General features: G+C 43.3%; 17 protein-coding genes and 1 pseudogene. 13 read left to right on the top strand and 5 right to left on the bottom strand.

Translation table 11 applies throughout. From position 1 onward, the window contains the following. Positions 1 to 10: 10 nt before the first annotated feature. Positions 11 to 1,816: a DNA helicase RecQ gene (recQ, locus tag ACNOGP_RS20615; protein ID WP_418213602.1), complete on the bottom strand. Its 1,806-nt coding sequence runs from the start codon at positions 1,814 to 1,816 to the stop codon at positions 11 to 13. 271 nt (positions 1,817 to 2,087) lie between these two features. Between recQ and ACNOGP_RS20610 the strand changes: the two genes are divergently transcribed. From ACNOGP_RS20610 to hisS, 7 genes are all read left to right on the top strand, one after another. Then, positions 2,088 to 2,552 (top strand): helix-turn-helix domain-containing protein, encoded by a 465-nt coding sequence (locus ACNOGP_RS20610; RefSeq protein WP_007748573.1) that lies wholly within the window; start codon positions 2,088 to 2,090, stop codon positions 2,550 to 2,552. A gap of 95 nt (positions 2,553 to 2,647) precedes the next feature. Further along, entirely contained in the window at positions 2,648 to 4,696 is a 2,049-nt protein-coding gene (locus ACNOGP_RS20605; protein WP_195629439.1) for a dipeptidyl-peptidase 3 family protein, read from the top strand. Between the two features lie 6 nt (positions 4,697 to 4,702). Next, entirely contained in the window at positions 4,703 to 5,362 is a 660-nt protein-coding gene (locus ACNOGP_RS20600) for a DNA alkylation repair protein (protein WP_007748568.1), read from the top strand. Between the two features lie 116 nt (positions 5,363 to 5,478). Further along, positions 5,479 to 5,967, top strand: coding sequence for a Fur family transcriptional regulator (locus tag ACNOGP_RS20595; protein ID WP_007758474.1), 489 nt, complete (start codon positions 5,479 to 5,481; stop codon positions 5,965 to 5,967). Continuing rightward, a complete protein-coding gene (locus ACNOGP_RS20590) occupies positions 5,964 to 7,235 on the top strand; it encodes an adenylosuccinate synthase (RefSeq protein ID WP_418213601.1) in 1,272 nt (423 codons plus the stop codon). The genes ACNOGP_RS20595 and ACNOGP_RS20590 overlap by 4 nt, the downstream gene beginning before the upstream one ends. Positions 7,236 to 7,365: 130 nt before the next feature. After that, positions 7,366 to 8,043, top strand: coding sequence for a zinc metallopeptidase (locus ACNOGP_RS20585; RefSeq protein WP_022275614.1), 678 nt, complete (start codon positions 7,366 to 7,368; stop codon positions 8,041 to 8,043). A gap of 99 nt (positions 8,044 to 8,142) precedes the next feature. After that, the gene (gene hisS / locus ACNOGP_RS20580) at positions 8,143 to 9,504 is read left to right on the top strand and encodes a histidine--tRNA ligase (protein WP_418213600.1); all 1,362 of its coding nucleotides are present in this window, start codon (positions 8,143 to 8,145) and stop codon (positions 9,502 to 9,504) included. 82 nt (positions 9,505 to 9,586) lie between these two features. Here the strand turns inward: hisS and hydF are convergent, their stop codons facing one another. Genes hydF through ACNOGP_RS20560 form a run of 4 tightly spaced genes read right to left on the bottom strand, consistent with a single transcriptional unit; the run spans position 9,587 to position 14,781 of the window. Further along, the gene (hydF, locus tag ACNOGP_RS20575; RefSeq protein WP_418213599.1) at positions 9,587 to 10,777 is read right to left on the bottom strand and encodes a [FeFe] hydrogenase H-cluster maturation GTPase HydF; all 1,191 of its coding nucleotides are present in this window, start codon (positions 10,775 to 10,777) and stop codon (positions 9,587 to 9,589) included. After that, complete coding sequence (gene hydG, locus ACNOGP_RS20570) at positions 10,774 to 12,195, bottom strand: [FeFe] hydrogenase H-cluster radical SAM maturase HydG (protein ID WP_029425775.1); 1,422 nt, start codon at positions 12,193 to 12,195, stop codon at positions 10,774 to 10,776. Before hydG ends, hydF begins: the two co-directional genes overlap by 4 nt. Continuing rightward, complete coding sequence (hydE, locus tag ACNOGP_RS20565; protein ID WP_418213598.1) at positions 12,192 to 13,331, bottom strand: [FeFe] hydrogenase H-cluster radical SAM maturase HydE; 1,140 nt, start codon at positions 13,329 to 13,331, stop codon at positions 12,192 to 12,194. The genes hydG and hydE overlap by 4 nt, the downstream gene beginning before the upstream one ends. Beyond that, a complete protein-coding gene (locus ACNOGP_RS20560) occupies positions 13,312 to 14,781 on the bottom strand; it encodes a 4Fe-4S dicluster domain-containing protein (protein WP_007748547.1) in 1,470 nt (489 codons plus the stop codon). The genes hydE and ACNOGP_RS20560 overlap by 20 nt, the downstream gene beginning before the upstream one ends. 155 nt (positions 14,782 to 14,936) lie before the next feature. Here ACNOGP_RS20560 and ACNOGP_RS20555 point away from each other — a divergent pair, with 155 nt between their 5' ends. The 6 genes and pseudogenes from ACNOGP_RS20555 to groL all read left to right on the top strand — a co-directional run bounded on the left by ACNOGP_RS20555 (position 14,937) and on the right by groL (position 19,782). Continuing rightward, on the top strand, positions 14,937 to 15,485 hold the full coding sequence (locus tag ACNOGP_RS20555) for an NUDIX hydrolase (protein ID WP_418213597.1): 549 nt from the start codon (positions 14,937 to 14,939) through the stop codon (positions 15,483 to 15,485). Positions 15,486 to 15,502: 17 nt separating this feature from the next. Beyond that, positions 15,503 to 16,222, top strand: a pseudogene (locus tag ACNOGP_RS20550) (DUF5039 domain-containing protein); the annotation flags it as partial. Between the two features lie 670 nt (positions 16,223 to 16,892). Further along, complete coding sequence (locus ACNOGP_RS20545; protein ID WP_007758487.1) at positions 16,893 to 17,135, top strand: hypothetical protein; 243 nt, start codon at positions 16,893 to 16,895, stop codon at positions 17,133 to 17,135. A gap of 4 nt (positions 17,136 to 17,139) precedes the next feature. Next, positions 17,140 to 17,550, top strand: a complete 411-nt coding sequence (locus ACNOGP_RS20540) for a type II toxin-antitoxin system VapC family toxin (protein WP_007758488.1) — start codon at positions 17,140 to 17,142, stop codon at positions 17,548 to 17,550. A 278-nt stretch (positions 17,551 to 17,828) separates the two neighbouring features. After that, the gene (locus ACNOGP_RS20535) at positions 17,829 to 18,101 is read left to right on the top strand and encodes a co-chaperone GroES (protein WP_004314007.1); all 273 of its coding nucleotides are present in this window, start codon (positions 17,829 to 17,831) and stop codon (positions 18,099 to 18,101) included. 43 nt (positions 18,102 to 18,144) lie between these two features. After that, positions 18,145 to 19,782: a chaperonin GroEL gene (gene groL / locus ACNOGP_RS20530; protein WP_418213596.1), complete on the top strand. Its 1,638-nt coding sequence runs from the start codon at positions 18,145 to 18,147 to the stop codon at positions 19,780 to 19,782. Positions 19,783 to 19,900: the final 118 nt, after the last annotated feature.

Raw genomic sequence — 19,900 nt, 5'->3', positions numbered from 1 at the left:
GAGTCGGATGTCAGGTGAACTGCCGGATTAGGTTGACGAAATCTTTACCATACTTTTTCTTCTTATATTCTCCGATACCGCTGATAGATCCGAAATCTTCAATGGTGGTAGGTCGTGAAATGCTGAGCAGATGTAATACTTTGTCCGACAATACGATATAGGCGGGCAGACCTTCCTGATCAGCTAATTGTTTTCTTAATCCGCGCAGTGCTTCGAATAAATCTTCGTTTTCGCCGCCTGCCAGGCCGAAAGGAAGTTCTTTGGCTACCACTACTTTCTTCTTTTTCCCTTTTCGTGTGGCGGTCTCTTCATGACGGATAACTGCCAATGTGGCTTTTGCTCTCCCAAAAAGAATGTCACTCCCGCTGGGCGTGATTTTCAGATGGTTGTTCTCGTTATAAGCTATTTCAAAATAGCCGAGTTGCAACATCTGAAGAAGGTAATCTTGCCAATCGCGAGGGGGAATATCACGTCCGACACCGAATGTCTTGAGTTCTTGGTACCCTTTCGCTGTCACCTCTGCCGAATAGCTTCCCCGCAGAATGTCGATCAGAAGCCCTGTCCCGATCTGTTGTTCCGCACGTGCAATGGCGCTTAGTGCTTTTTGTACAATGACCGTCCCGTCAAAACGTTGGGGGGGATTCTTGCAGACATCACAATTTCCGCAGTCCTCTGTGGCTGTCTCTCCGAAATAGCTCAATAAGATGCGTCTCCGGCAGATGTCAGCTTCCGCATATTGTTGCATTCGTTGAAGTTTCTCGAGGTTGATCTTTTGTTGGCTACTTTCCGATGCAAATTTGGTCAGTAGTATCAGATCGCCTAATGAATAGAATAATACAGTATCGCTGGGCAGGCCATCCCGTCCGGCACGTCCGATTTCCTGATAAAAGCTTTCTATACTTTTGGGCAGATTATAGTGAATCACCCAGCGTACATTCGATTTGTCGATTCCCATACCGAAAGCGATGGTGGCACACACTACCTGAATGCGGTCGTTGATGAAATCATCTTGTGTCTCGTCACGTTGCTGTGCGGATAAACCGGCATGATAGACCCCACAACGGATACCTTGCTTTAGCAGCATTTGGGCTACTGTTTCTGTCTTGCTGCGGCTCATGCAGTAGATGATTCCGCTTTCTTTTCCATGTCGTTGGATGAATTCTATGATGGCTTTATTTTTTTCTTTCGCCTGAAATCCCCGTTTGACTGTCAGGCTGATGTTGGGGCGGTCGAAAGAAGAAATAAACGTACGTGGTCGGATAAGATGTAGCTGACGGATGATATCTTCGCGGGTGATTTTATCCGCAGTGGCGGTTAAAGCGATGATGGGCACTTGTGGGAATTGTTGATGGAGGACTCCCATCTGTGTATACTCCGGACGAAAATCGTGTCCCCATTGAGAGATACAATGAGCCTCGTCTATGGCAAATAGAGAAATGTTCATATCCCGTAGCAGGTAGTCTTTTTCCGCCAACAACTTTTCAGGAGAAATATAAAGCAGCTTCAGCTTCCCCGCAACGCAGGAACGCCGTAAATTGGCATTTTCCGTTTCGTCATTACTGCTATTCAGGGCTCCGGCGGCAATGCCGTTTGCCTGTAACGCTTCCACCTGATCTTTCATGAGTGAGATAAGCGGAGAAACCACGATGGCAGTACCTTCGCTGAGCAAAGCAGGCAATTGATAACAGATGGATTTTCCTCCACCTGTGGGCATTAGAACCAGTGCATCCTGTTTATTCAGAATGTGCCGGATGATTTCTTCTTGTAGCGGACGGAAACTGTCGTATCCGAAATATGTTTTTAGGGTTTCTCTCATTGGGCGTTCATTTAAACTTGTTGCAAAGGTACATTTTTATTCGTCAATTATGATAATGAGTGGATTTCAGTTTCCGATATGAAACATAAAAAGGTTAAAGTTTCTTATTATTCGAGCTTAATCCCTCTTTTTCAAGGTTTTTGATTGTTTATTCAGAAAAAAAACGCACAAAATAATTGTGTGTTTAAAAAAAAAGTAAGACATTTGTAACATGTAACGTTGCGAGTATGCAACTTACTAACAAATGAACAAACCCTAACCAGTTAATTCAATGAGTGATTTAGAGAACAAAACATCGGAAGAAACTCCGAAAAAACGCCCTTACAATTTGAGGGAGAAGAAAGAAAAGAAGGCTGCATATAGGTCGTTAATCAGACCGGAATTGGCAGATGAGTTGTATGACAAGATCTTGAATATCATAGTCGTACAGAAAAAGTACAAGGATCCTGATTATTCAGCAAAAGACTTGGCGAAAGAATTGAAAACGAATACTCGTTACCTTTCTGCAGTAGTGAACTCACGTTTCGGTATGAATTATTCTTGTTTGTTGAACGAATACAGAGTGAAAGATGCTTTGCATTTATTGACTGACAAACGTTATGCCGATAAGAATGTGGAAGAAATTAGTGCCATGGTTGGTTTCGCAAATCGTCAATCTTTTTATGCCGCATTTTACAAGAATATAGGTGAGACTCCTAACGGATACCGCAAGAAACATTTGGAAAGCAAAAAGTAATAGCGTGTTCCGGAATTAGCCAAAAGGAATTACCTCTAAATGAAAATGTTTGGAGATAATTCCTTTTCTCATTTTAATTGATCAACACTAGCATTATGAAGAAACATCTTATTTCAATGACTATTGCCGCCACGCTTTTGACGTCGTGCGGAGGAAGTAAAACAACAACTGCTGATGCAGAAAAATTTGATTATACAGTGGAACAATTTGCTGATTTACAGATTTTGCGTTACAAGGTTCCCGGATTTGAGGAACTGACGCTGAAACAGAAAGAACTGATTTATTACCTGACACAGGCTGCTTTGGAAGGAAGGGATATTCTGTTCGACCAGAATGGAAAATACAATTTGAGAATCCGTCGGATGCTCGAAGCGGTATATACGAATTATCAGGGGGATAAGACAACTTCTGACTTTAAGAACATGGAGATTTACTTGAAAAGAGTATGGTTCTCCAATGGTATTCATCATCATTATGGCTCGGAGAAATTTGTACCGAATTTCTCACAGGACTTTTTGAAACAAGCTGTGCTTGCCCTCGATGCCAAGCAGCTTCCGCTTGCAGAGGGGCAGACTGCCGAACAGCTTTGTGATGAGTTGTTCCCCGTGATCTTTGATCCGGCTATTATGCCGAAACGGGTGAATCAGGCGGATGGTGAGGATCTTGTGCTGACTTCGGCTTGTAACTATTACGATGGGGTGACGCAACAGGAAGCGGAGGCTTTCTACGGAGCGATGAAAGATCCGAAAGATGAGACTCCCATTTCTTATGGCTTGAATAGCCGTCTGGTAAAAGAGAATGGAAAGTTGCAGGAGAAAGTATGGAAAGTCGGCGGGCTTTATACACAGGCTATTGAGAAGATTGTGTATTGGCTGAAGAAAGCGGAAGCGGTGGCTGAGAATGATGCACAGAAAGCTGTGATTGCCCAACTGATTCAGTTCTATGAGACCGGTAGCCTGAAAGATTTTGATGAATATGCTATTCTTTGGGTGAAAGACCTTGACTCGCGAATTGATTTTGTGAATGGATTTACAGAAAGTTATGGAGATCCGTTAGGCATGAAAGCGAGTTGGGAATCTTTGGTCAACTTCAAAGACCTGGAAGCTACTCGCCGTACGGAAATTATCAGCAGCAATGCCCAATGGTTCGAGGATCACTCTCCGGTGGACAAGTCTTTCAAGAAAGATGAAGTGAAGGGTGTGTCGGCTAAGGTGATTACCGCCGCTATCCTTGCCGGTGATCTCTATCCGTCAACTGCTATCGGTATCAATCTTCCGAATGCCAACTGGATTCGTGCGCATCACGGTTCTAAATCGGTGACTATCGGTAACATTACGGACGCTTACAATAAGGCGGCCCATGGAAACGGGTTTAATGAGGAATTCGTTTATAGCGATACGGAAAGACAGCTGATCGACGCTTATTCCGATCTGACCGACGAACTTCACACGGATTTGCATGAGTGTCTGGGACATGGTTCCGGGAAGTTGCTTCCGGGAGTAGATCCTGATGCGTTGAAGGCTTACGGCTCTACGATTGAAGAAGCCCGTGCCGACTTGTTCGGATTGTACTATGTGGCCGATCCGAAATTGGTGGAACTGAAACTTCTTTCCTCTCCGGAAGCTTATAAAGCTCAATATTACACGTATCTGATGAATGGTCTGATGACTCAGTTGGTACGTATCGAACCGGGAAACAATGTGGAGGAAGCTCATATGCGTAACCGTCAGTTAATAGCCCGTTGGGTATATGAAAAAGGAGCTGCCGATAAAGTGGTGGAATTGGTGAAGAAGGATGGAAAGACGTATGTGGTCATCAACGATTATCCGAAGGTACGCGAACTTTTCGGTGAGTTATTGGCTGAGATCCAGCGTATCAAGTCGACCGGTGATTTTGAAGGTGCCCGTTCATTGGTAGAGAATTATGCGGTGAAAGTAGATCCGACTCTGCATGCTGAGATACTGGAACGCTATAAGAAGTTGAATCTGGCTCCTTACAAAGGCTTTGTGAATCCTAAATATGAACTGGTGACGGATGAAAACGGTAACATTACGGATGTCACCGTATCATACGACGAAGGTTATGCAGAACAGATGTTGCGTTACAGCACCGAAAACTCTCCGCTGCCTTCGGTAAACAACTAATCTGAAATGGATATTAAAGAACAACTGAAAGATATCAAGACACAGCTCCGTCTCTCAATGAACGGGGCTGTGTCCCAAAGTATGCGTGAAAAGGGGTTGGTATACAAATTGAATTTTGGTGTCGAACTGCCCCGTATCAAAATGATCGCAGGGAATTACGAGAAGAATCACGACTTGGCGCAGGCCTTGTGGAAAGAGGATATCCGCGAATGTAAAATATTGGCCGGACTGTTGCAGCCGATTGATACTTTTTATCCTGAGATAGCCGATATTTGGGTAGAGGATATCCGGAATATAGAGATTGCGGAACTGACGTGTATGAATCTTTTTCAGAATCTGCCGTATGCCCCTGCCAAGTCTTTCCACTGGATAGCCGATGAACGGGAATATATACAGACTTGTGGGTTCCTGACTGCTGCCCGGCTTCTGATGAAAAAGGGAGATATGACTGAACGGGCTGCCGGTGAGTTGCTTGACCAGGCTATTTGCGCCGTTCACTCCGAAAGTTATCATGTACGCAATGCTGCTTTGCTGGTGATTCGTAAATATATGCAGCACAACGAAGAGAATGCTTTCCGGGTATGTCGGTTGGTAGAAGGAATGGCCGATTCCAATATGGAAGGAGAGCAAATGCTTTATAATATGGTAAAGGCGGAGATGGAATAATAAACCTGTGTACTTTTAATTGGTATATTGGCATAGGAGCAAATTGATAATTTATTAAAATCCTTTTGCGTTCCGCAAAAAAGGCTTAACTTTGTTCGCGCTAATTCTGGCTGATGATGGAAACTCAAAACGTGAAAGATACAGTAAGGCAGATATTCACTGAATATCTCACTGCGAACGGGCATCGTAAGACTCCTGAACGCTACGCCATACTCGATACAATTTATTCTATCGACGGTCACTTCGATATCGATATGCTTTATTCACGAATGATGGATCAGGAGAATTTCCGGGTGAGTCGGGCTACTCTTTACAATACCATTATTCTTCTTATCAATGCACGGCTGGTCATTAAGCATCAGTTCGGTACCTCTTCCCAATATGAAAAATCATACAATCGTGAAACGCATCATCACCAGATATGTACGCAATGCGGTAAAGTGACTGAGTTTCAGAATGAGGAATTGCAGCATGCCATTGAAAATACGAAATTAAGCCGCTTCCAGCTTTCGCATTATTCCTTATATATATATGGGATATGCAGCAAGTGCGACAGAGCCAACAAACGGAAAAAAGTCAATAACAACAATAAAAAAGAAAGATGAAAGTAGATGTTCTATTAGGATTACAATGGGGCGACGAAGGTAAAGGAAAAGTAGTCGACGTTTTAACACCTAAGTACGATGTGGTTGCTCGTTTTCAGGGCGGCCCGAATGCCGGTCACACACTTGAGTTTGAAGGACAGAAGTATGTACTTCGCTCTATTCCTTCCGGTATTTTTCAGGGAAATAAGGTAAACATCATCGGCAATGGTGTGGTACTTGACCCGGCGCTGTTCAAGGCAGAGGCTGAGGCTCTTGAAGCATCCGGCCATCCGTTGAAAGAACGTTTGCATATTTCAAAGAAGGCTCACTTGATTCTTCCGACACATCGTATCCTTGACGCTGCCTATGAAGCTGCCAAAGGGGATGCCAAAGTAGGAACTACCGGTAAGGGTATCGGTCCTACATATACAGATAAGGTTAGTCGTAACGGTGTTCGTGTTGGAGATATCCTTCATAATTTCGAACAGAAATATGCCGCAGCGAAAGCCCGTCACGAACAGATTCTGAAAAGTCTGAATTATGAATATGACTTGACGGAGCTGGAAAAGGCTTGGCTGGAAGGTATTGAATATCTGAAACAATTCCATTTCGTAGATAGTGAACATGAAATAAACAATTTGTTGAAGGATGGTAAGAGCGTACTTTGTGAAGGTGCCCAGGGTACTATGCTTGACATTGACTTCGGTTCATATCCGTTCGTAACTTCTTCTAATACGGTTTGTGCAGGTGCTTGTACAGGCTTGGGCGTAGCTCCTAACCGTATCGGGGAGGTATATGGTATCTTCAAAGCATATTGTACACGTGTAGGTGCAGGTCCGTTCCCTTCGGAGTTGTTTGATGAGACAGGCGACAAGATTGGCGCATTGGGACATGAGTTTGGTGCTGTGACCGGCCGTAAGCGTCGTTGCGGATGGATTGACTTGGTAGCATTGAAATATTCTGTAATGGTAAACGGAGTTACTAGGTTGATTATGATGAAGAGCGATGTGCTCGATACTTTCGATACCATCAAGGCTTGTGTAGCTTACAAGGTAAATGGTGAGGAAATCGACTATTTCCCGTACGATATCACAGAAGGTGTGGAACCTGTATATGCGGAACTTCCCGGTTGGAAGACAGATATGACTAAGATGCAGAGCGAAGATGAATTCCCGGAAGAATTCAATGCTTATCTGACTTTCCTGGAAGAACAGTTGGGCGTACAAATCAAGATTGTATCTGTAGGACCGGATAGAGCGCAAACTATCGAACGCTATACTGAAGAATAATAATTGACTAATTTTTAGCTAATTCTTCATAAAAGCAAGGGGAAACTATTCTGACATTGATAGTTTCCCCTTATTTTTGGCAAACAATTTGTATATAGAGATATAGAGTAATAATTAAAATGAAATGAATATGTCTTATTGGGTATTATTTATAGGAATAGCCGTAGTAAGTTGGCTGGTACAAATGAATTTGCAGAGCAAATTCAAAAAGTATTCTAAGATTCCTACAGGAAATGGAATGACAGGACGCGATGTAGCTATCAAGATGTTGCATGACAATGGAATTTATGATGTACAGGTGACGCATACGCCGGGTCAGTTGACCGATCACTATAATCCGACTAACAAAACGGTGAATCTGAGTGAAGGAGTGTACGAAAGTAATAGTATAATGGCGGCTGCCGTAGCGGCTCATGAATGTGGTCATGCCGTGCAGCATGCGCGTATGTATGCTCCTTTGAAGATGCGTAGTGCGTTGGTTCCGGTAGTTAACTTTGCCTCTTCCATTATGACATGGGTATTGCTGGGTGGTATCTTGTTGGTGAACACATTTCCGCAGTTATTGCTGGCAGGTATTATTTTGTTTGCTATGACTACATTGTTCAGCTTTATCACGTTGCCGGTGGAAATCAATGCAAGTAAACGTGCATTGGTATGGTTGAGTTCATCCGGCATTACTAACTCGTACAATCATGCACAAGCTGAAGATGCTCTTCGTTCTGCTGCTTATACCTATGTAGTTGCTGCATTGAGTTCATTGGCTACGTTGGTTTACTATATCATGATTTTCATGGGTAGAAGAGACTAAGTCTTTCCGAAGACTATGGAGGATTTTTTCGTATATATGTAAGCATTGCTCGGAAATTTGCAGTAAATTTGCGCAATTAAAATTATAAACAGCAATATCATGGCAGCAAAACCAAGTATTCCTAAAGGAACTCGTGACTTCTCGCCGGTAGAAATGGCGAAGCGTAATTATATATTCAATACAATTCGTGACGTATACCATCTGTATGGTTTTCAGCAGATAGAAACTCCTGCGATAGAGATGCTTTCTACATTGATGGGAAAGTACGGTGACGAAGGTGATAAACTCCTTTTTAAGATTCAGAATTCGGGTGATTACTTCTCAGGAATCACAGACGAAGAATTATTGAGCCGTAATGCCGCTAAGCTGGCAAGTAAGTTCTGTGAGAAAGGATTGCGTTATGACTTGACAGTACCTTTTGCGCGTTATGTAGTGATGCACCGTGACGAAATCACTTTCCCTTTCAAACGTTATCAGATACAGCCGGTATGGCGTGCCGACCGTCCGCAGAAAGGGCGTTATCGCGAGTTCTATCAGTGTGATGCAGACGTGGTGGGAAGTGATTCCTTGCTGAACGAAGTCGAATTGATGCAGATTGTCGATACTGTATTCAGCCGTTTCAACATCCGTGTGTGCATTAAGATCAATAACCGCAAGATTCTTTCCGGTATTGCCGAGATTATCGGTGAATCGGATAAGATTGTCGATATCACTGTTGCCATAGATAAGCTGGATAAAATCGGTTTGGACAATGTAAATGCCGAACTGAAAGAGAAAGGTATCAGTGATGAGGCTATTGCCAAGTTACAACCGATCATTCTCCTTAGCGGAACGAATGCGGAAAAGTTGGCGACGCTGAAAAATGTGTTGGCTGCCAGCGAAGTAGGATTGAAAGGGGTAGAAGAGAGCGAATTTATTCTGAATACTTTAGAGACAATGGGATTGAAGAATGAAATCGAACTTGACCTGACATTGGCTCGCGGACTGAATTATTATACCGGTGCTATTTTTGAAGTAAAAGCATTGGATGTGCAGATCGGCAGTATCACAGGTGGTGGTCGCTATGACAACTTGACCGGTGTATTCGGCATGGCAGGAGTATCAGGTGTCGGTATTTCCTTTGGTGCAGACCGTATCTTTGATGTGCTGAACCAACTCGACCTTTACCCTAAAGAAGCTGTGAATGGAACCGAACTTCTGTTTATTAACTTCGGTGAGAAGGAAGCCGCATTCTCTATGGGCATTTTATCGAAAGTACGTGCTGCCGGTATCCGTGCGGAGATTTTCCCCGATGCGGCTAAGATGAAGAAGCAGATGAGCTATGCCAATGCAAAGAACATTCCGTTTGTAGCTATCGTCGGTGAAAACGAAATGAGTGAAGGCAAAGCGATGTTAAAGAATATGGAGACAGGAGAACAGAATCTTGTTTCGGCGGAAGAATTGATTGCCGCTATAAGATAAGAGATAGTAGGAATTAAAATAAATAAGGTGTCGTTGACTTCACAATCAGCGGCACCTTATTTTTTCTTTTCGTGTGTACTGTTTAATATTCTATTTGGTCAAGTATTCCGTTGAGGTAGGCGATAGCCACTCCATAATTTGTCATGGGGATGTGCTGCTCCCGCGCACGTTCGATGCGGCTTAGCACATATTTGCGGTTGAACATACATGCTCCGCAATGGATAATCAAGTCGTAAGGCGTGAGATCCTGAGGGAAATCCGTTCCGCCTACAATGTCGATTTGTAACTTTTCGCCAATTCGTTTGCGTAATAGGCGGGGAAGTTTCACTCTTCCTATATCTTCGGTAAGGGGAGCATGGGTACAAGCCTCCGCAATCAATACTCGTGAAGCCTCCGTCAGGCTTTCAATGACGGCGGCACTTTCTACGTAGTAATGAATGTCTCCCTTATAACCGGCAAAAAGTACCGAAAAAGAGGTCAGTTTGCTTTCTTCCGGTTTCTGTTCATAAACAGCCTTGAAAACTTGCGAGTCGGTGATGATTAGTTTCGGAGGACGGGCGAGAGCTTGTAATGTCTCTGTCAACTTGTCGGTAGTGCAACTCACAACGAGGCATTTCTTGTCCAGCAATTCACGGATTGTCTGCACTTGCGGCAGGATAAGTCTGCCTTTGGGAGCTTGGATATCCTGCGGAATGACGAGAAGAACAAGATCATTCTCTGCGGTAAGCTCTCCGGTAATGCTTTGCTGACCGAAGTCCGAAGGCAGTTTTTCAAGAATTGCCTGCCGGATTTGCTCGATTCCTATCTCTTCTTTTGCACTGACGAGCAATGGACGTATTTTACATTCTTTCTCAATGTATGTAGCTAAGCTATCACTGTTCTCTCTTATATCTATTTTATTCAATACCGGAATGACAGGGATATTCTTCTTTTTCAATAGTGCTAGCATCTCTTTTTCATGAGAAAAGGTAGTATCCCCACATAGCAGCAATGCAATATCCGTTTTCTCAATAGCCTTTAAAGTCCGGCTGACACGTAGTTCTCCCAGCTCTCCCTCATCATCGAACCCCGGAGTATCTATAAACAAACACGGACCAATACCTTGAATTTCCATAGCTTTGGATACAAGGTCGGTAGTCGTTCCCGGAGTATCTGAAACGAGGGCGGTATCTTGTCCTGTCAATGCATTGATAAGAGAAGATTTACCACTGTTCCGTCTGCCGAAAAGGGCTATATGAAGTCTGTTGGCATTTGGAGTATCTGTCAGGCTCATAAGCGAAAATCTCTTTTACCGTTGGAAATTTCTTTTAAGTTACGGATAGCTATTTCTCTGATTTTGGGATTGGGAATTCGTTCCGTTTCTTTGGAAATCAGCTCCAATCCTTTCCGACGGGTATCTTCGGAGGCATAGTCTTCCAGATACTCTTTCAAGGTCATCAGAGCGTTCGGTCCGCAGCAATTTGCTATCTGACCGGATTTGACTAATGACATGAAGCGGTCTCCCGTCCGTCCTTCCCGGTAGCAGGCAGTGCAGAAACTAGGGATATAGCCTAGTTCGAGTAGCCAGTTGACCACTTCGTCCAATGTCCGTGTGTCGCTGACATCAAATTGAGCGGAGTTGTTTTCGGGCAATTCTGTTTCGGCATAACCGCCTACACTGGTACGTGAGCCGCCACTGATTTGCGAGATACCCAGTTCGAGAACTTTTTTACGGGATTCCTGTGATTCACGGGTGGAAATAATCATTCCCGTATAAGGAACGGCAATCCGAATCACAGCCACAATCTTGCTGAATATTTCATCTGAGATGGCATTGGGAAAGTCTCCGGCGTCAATATCATCTGCCGAACAGATTCGGGGGACGCTGATGGTATGTGGTCCTACACCGAACTTAGCTTCCAGGTGTTCGGCGTGCATTAACAATCCTACAAAATCATACCGATAAGTATTCAGACCGAAAAGAACTCCAATCCCCACATCGTCAATACCTCCTTCCATTGCACGGTCCATTGCTTCCGTATGGTAAGCATAGTTACTTTTCGGTCCGGTAGGGTGGAGGGTTTCGTAGTTTTCCTTGTGATAAGTTTCCTGAAATAGAATGTAGGTACCGATACCCGCTTCTTTCAGTTTACGATAGTTTTCTACCGTAGTAGCGGCGATGTTGACATTCACCCGGCGGATGGCACCGTTCTTATGTTGAATGCTATAAATTGTCTTTATGGACTCCAGAATATATTCTATCGGATTCAGTGATGGATGTTCTCCGGCTTCAAGAGCAAGACGCTTGTGTCCCATGTCCTGTAAGGCGATCACTTCCCGGCGAATCTCTTCCTGTGTCAGTTTCTTGCGGGCAATCGTCTTGTTCTTGGCGTGATACGGACAATATGTACAACCGTTTACGCAATAGTTCGACAGATAGAGTGGTGCGAACATCACGATGCGGTTACCATAGAATTTTTGCTTGATTTCTTTAGCAAGATGAAATATGCGCTCTATAAGGTCGGGCTGGTTGCATTCCAGCAACAGGGCTGCTTCGCGATGGCTCAATCCTTTACAATGGGAGGCCTTTTCAATCAGCTGCTCGATAAGTGCACGGTTGTCTTTATTGTTTTTAGCGTATTCCAGCGTATCCAGAATTTCTTCGTGGTGGATAAACTCTTCTGCTTTTGATGAATCTTTTTGGTATATCATATATTTTCTCTTTTTTCATTTTCACCACAGATTACACGGATTTTCACAGATTTATTTCGATTCATTCTTAATCTGTGAAAATCCGTGTAATCTGTGGTGCACTGTATAAAGTCCCCTCTTTCGGTGGAAATCTCGTAGCCGATGGCATTCAGCTGTTTTTGTAGGACAATCAAGCCTTCGGCAGATTCCGCTTCGAGTGAAGCTTTGTCATTATATAACTCATATTTCTTCCGTTCCTCGCGCGGAGAGAGGTTAGGCATTACTACATTGGCGCCTGCCAATATTCCCCGTTCTCTTCCGTCGGAGGCAAGAGTCGCTAAAGCCGTTGTTGCCGGGATCAATGCGGATGGATGCATCAGGCGGAAGATGGATAATAGGAGAACTGTCTGTGCCACTGTTCCACTTGGACATTGGGCAAAAGGGGTATCATGATGCGGCAGGAAAGGACCTATGCCGATCATTTCCGGACGGAGCCGTTCTATAAATAAGATATCTTCGACAATATCTTCCACTGTCTGTCCGGGACTGCCGACCATAATTCCGGTTCCTGTCTGGTAACCGATGTCTTTTAGATCTTGCAGACATTGCAAACGCCGCTTGCCGGACATCTCCGCCGGATGCAGCTGTTGGTAATGCGCCTCGTTGTAAGTTTCGTGGCGTAGCAGATAACGGTTGGCGCCTGCTTTGAAAAAACGTTCATACGCATTGCGGGACTTCTCTCCGAGTGATAATGTAATGGCACAGTCCGGGTATCCTTGCCGGATGTTTGTGACTATCCTCTCTATCTTATCATCCGTCAGGACGGGATCTTCTCCACCTTGCAGGACGAAAGTACGGAAACCTGACTCATATCCCTGTTTGCAACAGTCCAATATGCTTTCCTGCGTCAGACGATAACGCTCGATGTTTGGATTACCTTTACGAATGCCGCAGTAATAGCAGTTGTTCCGGCAGCAATTGCTGATTTCAATCAGTCCACGGATATAAATCTTGTTTCCAAAATGAAGGAGACTGACTTCCTGTGCCTGTTTGTTGATGTAACGCAGCAGCTCTGCGTCACATTCAGTCAACAGTTGCCGGAACTCTTCCGGTCGGAGGGTTCTTTCCCGCCGTAGCCTATCGATCCATTGTTTCATAGCTCTCTTTGCGTTTGAGAAGCTCTTGTACCAGTTGGCGACGTCCTGAAACAATATCGTTATGCGTACTTGGACCGGTGATACATCCGCCTTCGCAAGCCATCACTTCGATGAATTGTCCGGCAGCTTTTCCCGTCTTGGCGCAAGCGCGTAACAGAGCGATATTCTTCTTATTGATGTCCGATACCTGTATCGCGTTGATTTTCTCCGCTTCTTCTTTCAAGTAAGCCTTGACAGCCCCCATCACGCCGCCTGCTTGGGCAAACCCGTGTGCTTCGCGGACGGAAGTGTGCAGAATGGAAAATTCCTGCATTTGTTCCAATTGGATATCGAATCCATCAAGAATAGAACCTATTTCCTCAAATGTCAGAATGTAGTCTACCGCTTCGTCGCGTCGGACTTCTTTACGCTTGGCTATACAGGGGCCGACGAATACGATTTTTGCGTCCGGGTGTTTTTCTTTGGCGATCCGTGCGGCATAATACATGGGTGAACCGGTGGAAGATACGTATGGCTTCATTCCCGGAATATGTTTTTCGACTAACTCTATATAAGAAGGGCAACAAGAAGTGGTCATGAATTTCTGTCCCTCTTCCAACTTCTCCAATAACTCGTGAGCTTCGTTGCTGGTAGTCTGCATGGCACCTTCAGCAACCTCAATGACATCGGCGAATCCTATTTCCTTAAATGCTCCGTATACCTTTTCTATGGTTGTGTTGAACTGCCCGAGAATGGACGGTGCAACGATGGCAACCAGCTTTTCTCCTTTACGGATATGCTGCAGGACATCGAATGTCTGTGAAATCTCAAAGATTGCACCGAATGGACAAGCGTTCAGACACTTACCGCAATAGATACATTTACTTTCATCGATATGCTCTATGCCATGTTCGTCTTTGCTGATTGCTTTTACCGGACAAGATTCTTCACATGGCACGGGGATATACACAATGGCATGATAAGGACAACTCTTATGGCAAATACCGCAACTGACGCAAGTGTCATGGTCAATCATCGCCTGACCGTTCTTTTTGAAGCGTATAGCGTCTTTGGGACAGTTCATATAGCAACTGCGGGCTACGCATCCGCGACAAAGATTGGTAATCTCATAGTTGATTTGGACACAGGAAGAACATGCTTCGTCAATCACACACATGATATTTTCCTTATTCGGCTCGGGGCGGCTCAATGCCATACGCGCATAATCAGAAAGGGGAGCGACTTCATCATGTTCATCCGTCATATCCAATCCCATCAAAGGAAAAGTCTTATATCTCCATACCGCCCGTTCTTTATGTATGCAGCAACGTCCCATCGGTTTCGATCTTCGGGGACTCAGTTCTACGGGGAGCCGGTCTATCTTTTCTATTAACTGGTCGTTTTTCCAGAGTCTTACAAGGTCTGCCAGCAATTTGTGCCGGACAATCATAATATTATTCGTAAATGCCATATTGTAATAAAAATAAAGAGATTATTAGTTAGCCGGTGCAAAGATACGAACACTATTTCAATATTTAAGTTTTTTGTAATAAAAGAAAATAAACAGGCGAAGTGAGGTGGTTCGCTGGAAATTCCTATATTTGTATTATGAAAAAATGAAACCTCATGGAAGAAAAGAATAAAGCATGGCAAACTTTGAGTAGCAAGTACCTGTTTCGCCGCCCTTGGCTAACTGTACGTTGCGAAGATATGTTGCTCCCAAATGGGAATCATATCCCAGAATATTATATCTTAGAATATCCCGATTGGGTGAATACGATTGCCATCACCAAAGAAGGTAAATTTGTTTTTGTTCGTCAGTACCGTCCTGGAATCGGACGGACTTGTTATGAACTTTGCGCCGGTGTGTGCGAGAAGGAAGATGTTTCGCCACTGGTATCCGCCCAGCGCGAATTGTGGGAAGAAACAGGGTATGGCAATGGGAACTGGCAGGAATATATGGTAGTTTCGGCTAATCCGAGTACTCACACCAACTTGACTCATTGTTTTCTCGCCACAGATGTGGAACTGATAGATCATCAACATTTGGAAGCTACGGAAGATATTTCTGTGCATTTGCTCACATTGGAGGAGGTGAGGACGTTGCTTGAGAATAACGAAATTATGCAGTCGCTGAATGCCGCCCCGCTTTGGAAATACATGGCAAGTCTATAATTTAAAATCATTATATTATGAAAACAACATTATTAAGCGTCCTTTGTCTATTCATTTCGGGATGGGGGAGTATGCAGACCGCATTAGCGCAGGATTTACAGGAAATGGAGAAAAGTTTGTCGGCCATCAATGAAGAACTGAATCAGAAAACAAAAGAGTATAGTTGGCAACTTGTGAGTGCTTACGCAGACTATTGTGAAGCGAATAATAAGTATATCAGTTGGAATGATGTGCCTTACCTGCAGGAGATTGTTGAGTATAACCGTCCTGCTTCATTGGAAAATTACCGGCTTGAGCATAAAGTCTGTAAAGATGCGCTGGATAAGTTCTTAAATACATATAAGGAATATAGGGAACTTAAAAAGAGACAAACGGAGGTTGTATCTAAGGAAGAGAAAGATGCGTTGTCGGCAGCTTTTTCTGCTTTTTGGAAGAAGTTGAGAAGTGAAGACAATGCTTATAAAGAATTATATTATGCGGAACGGAAGACCGTTTGTAAATATAGATCGGAAGCTTTGCGATATATGATTGAACAATATAAAAAGGATAATAAGGCAGTGCCCACTTCCATGATAAAATACTCAGACCGTTCTTATCTGTTACAGAAAGGTTCAGCTTTGGAACTGTTGGACAAAGAAGTGAACGCATTGGAGAGTGTTCAAAGGGAACTTGTACGGAAAATTACGAGAGCAAAGTATGGCTTGACTGAGGCCGAAGAAAAGTACGAAAAGACTTTCTATCTGTCTGATTTACCGGAATTAAGTTGTATGATGTCCGTGTGTCGTACAAATGTGGTATGCCCTTCACCTTTTCGCTATAACGCCTTATTCATGGGCGTTAGCGGGTGAAGGGCATATCTTTCACCCTCTTTTCTCTTTTTTAAGGCTGTCTATGCATACCGACAATTGGTCTGATGGCGGGCGTATATTGTAGATAAACCTCTTTTCTATGAGATCTGAACTCCCTTTCTATAGGCACTGAACTTCTTTTGGGTTATGGATAAACTATAAATGAAGGCTTTGATTATAAAAACGAAGCCTTTGTTTTTATAAACGCAAGCTTTGTTTTTATAAACGCAACTTGCGTTTATAGATTGCGACTAGTGCAAAAGAATTTTATATTCGGAAGAAGAGAGGTTTATCTATAATAGAAAAGAAGTTTAGTGCCTATAGAAAGTAAGCTTGTTATTAATGGACCGGAGGTGTAAGTGCGGGTGAAGATGTCGCCCTTCACCCGCTAATACCGATGAATAAGGAGTTACAGTGAAAAGGTGAAGACTATTAATATATCAAACTCATGTTATAATAAGGCATAATATGATTCCTGTGCGAAAACTTTCGCACGGGATTTTGTGTTATATTGCATCGGAAAGTGTATCTTTGTAGTATATAAAGATTGGAGGTTAATATGGATGATACTTTGAATTTGCCGAATGAGAATATTTATTGGAATATGTTGAAGGATCTTAGCAATGAGGCTAAGTTGGAATTGATAGCCCGATTAAGTAACTCGCTTCTTCATCAAGAAGTAAAAACGAAGATTTCGGCTAGTAGTTTCTATGGAGTTTGGAGAGATGATGATGTACCAGAGGATTTAGCGGAAGAAATAAAGGTGTCCCGAAGGTTTAAAAATGACATAGAAGCCTTTTAGAATAATGGAAAAGTATTTGCTTGATACAAATATTTGTATATTTCTTCTACGAGGAAAATATGATGTAGACAAAAAGATTGATAGCGTAGGATTGGAGAATTGCTGCATATCAGAAATAACAGTAGCCGAGCTAAAGTACGGTGCTGAGCTAGGGCGTAGAAAAGGGCTAAAAGATCGTCGGCAAAGTCTTGAAAGATTTTTATCTTCTATCTGTGTGTTGCCTATAACAGGGGCGCTTGATTTATTTGCTACAGAAAAAGTTCGCTTGCGTTTAGCTGGAACTCCGGCAGAAGATAACTTTGATTTATTGATAGGTTGTTCTGCTATTGTGCATGGAATGATAATGGTTACAGAAAATATCAGGGATTTTAAGAACTTATCAAAGATCCGACTTGAAAATTGGATCAATAGATGATTCTTAAGATAACCGGTCTTTCGGAAGAAAAAATAGAAAAGCTATAAGATTATTTTAACGTAATAAGGTATAATATGAATCCCGTGCGAAAACTTTCGCACGGGATTCATTTGTTTTTGCCATAACGAGGTAAGCGGACAGCCATTTTGTCAGTTCAATTTCTGACAAAGAATCACTAAACTGCTTTGGCACACTTTTCGCAATGTTTTTAGCGTTCCGCCTGAAAATGACGGGTAACATCTAAACATTAAATGTATAACTAAAATATAAAAGTAACTATGAACATTAAACCATTAGCAGACAGAGTGCTTATCCTCCCTGCACCTGCAGAAGAAAAAACAATTGGTGGTATCATTATTCCTGATACAGCAAAAGAAAAACCTTTGAAGGGTGAAGTTGTGGCAGTAGGTCACGGTACGAAAGACGAAGAAATGGTATTGAAAGTAGGCGATACAGTTCTTTATGGTAAATATGCCGGAACAGAACTTGACGTTGAAGGTACTAAATATCTAATTATGCGTCAGAGCGACGTTCTCGCTGTTTTGGGTTAATTAATAATAGTAGATAGTAAAATTTTAAATAGTAAATAAAGAGATGGCAAAAGAAATATTATTCAATATCGATGCCCGTGACCAATTGAAAAAAGGTGTCGACGCTTTGGCGAATGCAGTAAAAGTAACTCTTGGTCCGAAAGGACGTAACGTTATCATTGAGAAGAAGTTCGGTGCTCCGCACATCACAAAAGACGGTGTGACAGTAGCTAAAGAAATCGAATTGGCTGACGCTTATCAGAATACTGGTGCACAGTTGGTAAAAGAGGTCGCTTCTAAGACAGGTGACGATGCAGGTGACGGTACAACTACTGCAACTGTTCTTGCTCAGGCTATCGTAGCTGAGGGTTTGAAGAACGTAACAGCGGGTGCCAGCCCGATGGATATCAAACGCGGTATCGACAAGGCGGTTGCCAAAGTGGTGGAATCAATCAAGAACCAAGCTGAAACAGTAGGTGACAACTACGATAAGATCGAGCAAGTGGCTACTGTATCTGCAAACAATGATCCGGTGATCGGTAAATTGATTGCTGACGCTATGCGTAAAGTTTCTAAAGACGGTGTTATCACTATCGAAGAAGCTAAGGGTACTGATACTACCATCGGCGTAGTGGAAGGTATGCAGTTCGACCGTGGTTACTTGTCGGCTTATTTCGTAACAAATACGGAAAAGATGGAATGTGAGATGGAGAAACCTTACATCCTGATCTACGACAAGAAGATTTCTAACCTGAAAGATTTTTTGCCTATCCTTGAACCGGCTGTACAGACAGGTCGTCCTTTGTTGGTAATTGCAGAAGATGTAGATAGCGAAGCGTTGACTACATTGGTAGTAAACCGTCTGCGTTCTCAATTGAAGATTTGTGCAGTGAAGGCTCCGGGCTTCGGTGATCGTCGTAAAGAAATGCTTGAGGATATTGCTATCCTGACAGGTGGTGTTGTTATCAGTGAAGAAAAAGGTTTGAAACTGGAACAGGCTACCATCGAAATGTTGGGTACTGCCGACAAGGTTACTGTTTCTAAAGACAATACAACAATCGTAAACGGTGCAGGTAACAAAGACAGCATCAAGGAACGTTGCGAACAGATCAAAGCTCAGATTGCTTCAACTAAGTCTGACTATGACCGTGAGAAATTGCAGGAACGTCTGGCTAAATTGTCAGGTGGTGTAGCTGTTCTCTATGTAGGTGCTGCTTCTGAAGTGGAAATGAAAGAAAAGAAAGACCGTGTAGATGACGCATTGCGTGCAACCCGTGCTGCTATCGAAGAAGGTATTATTCCGGGTGGTGGCGTAGCTTACATCCGTGCCATCGAATCTTTGGAAGGTCTGACAGGTGACAATGCTGATGAGACAACCGGTATCGGTATCATCAAACGTGCCATCGAGGAACCGCTTCGTGAGATTGTAGCTAATGCCGGTAAAGAAGGTGCTGTAGTTGTTCAGAAAGTACGTGAAGGAAAGGGTGACTTCGGTTACAATGCCCGTACGGATGTTTACGAAAACTTGCACGCTGCCGGTGTGGTAGATCCTGCTAAGGTTGCTCGTGTAGCTTTGGAAAATGCAGCTTCTATCGCTGGTATGTTCCTGACTACTGAATGTGTAATCGTAGAAAAGAAGGAAGATAAGCCAGAAATGCCGATGGGTGCTCCCGGAATGGGAGGCATGGGTGGAATGATGTAATTCCGGCTTTCGCAGAATGAATATAGAAGTCGCTTTCGGTTTACCGAAAGCGACTTTTTTGTTATAAACTGTTCTGAACTTAAAAGAATCTCTTTTAATCCTCATGCTCCTACTTGAT

The sequence above is a fragment of the Bacteroides difficilis genome (assembly GCF_048319815.1).
GTDB classification, from domain to species: domain Bacteria; phylum Bacteroidota; class Bacteroidia; order Bacteroidales; family Bacteroidaceae; genus Bacteroides; species Bacteroides zhangwenhongii.
The sequence above is the reverse complement of the archived record's forward strand: the minus strand, read 5'-3'. Positions and strand labels throughout refer to the sequence as shown.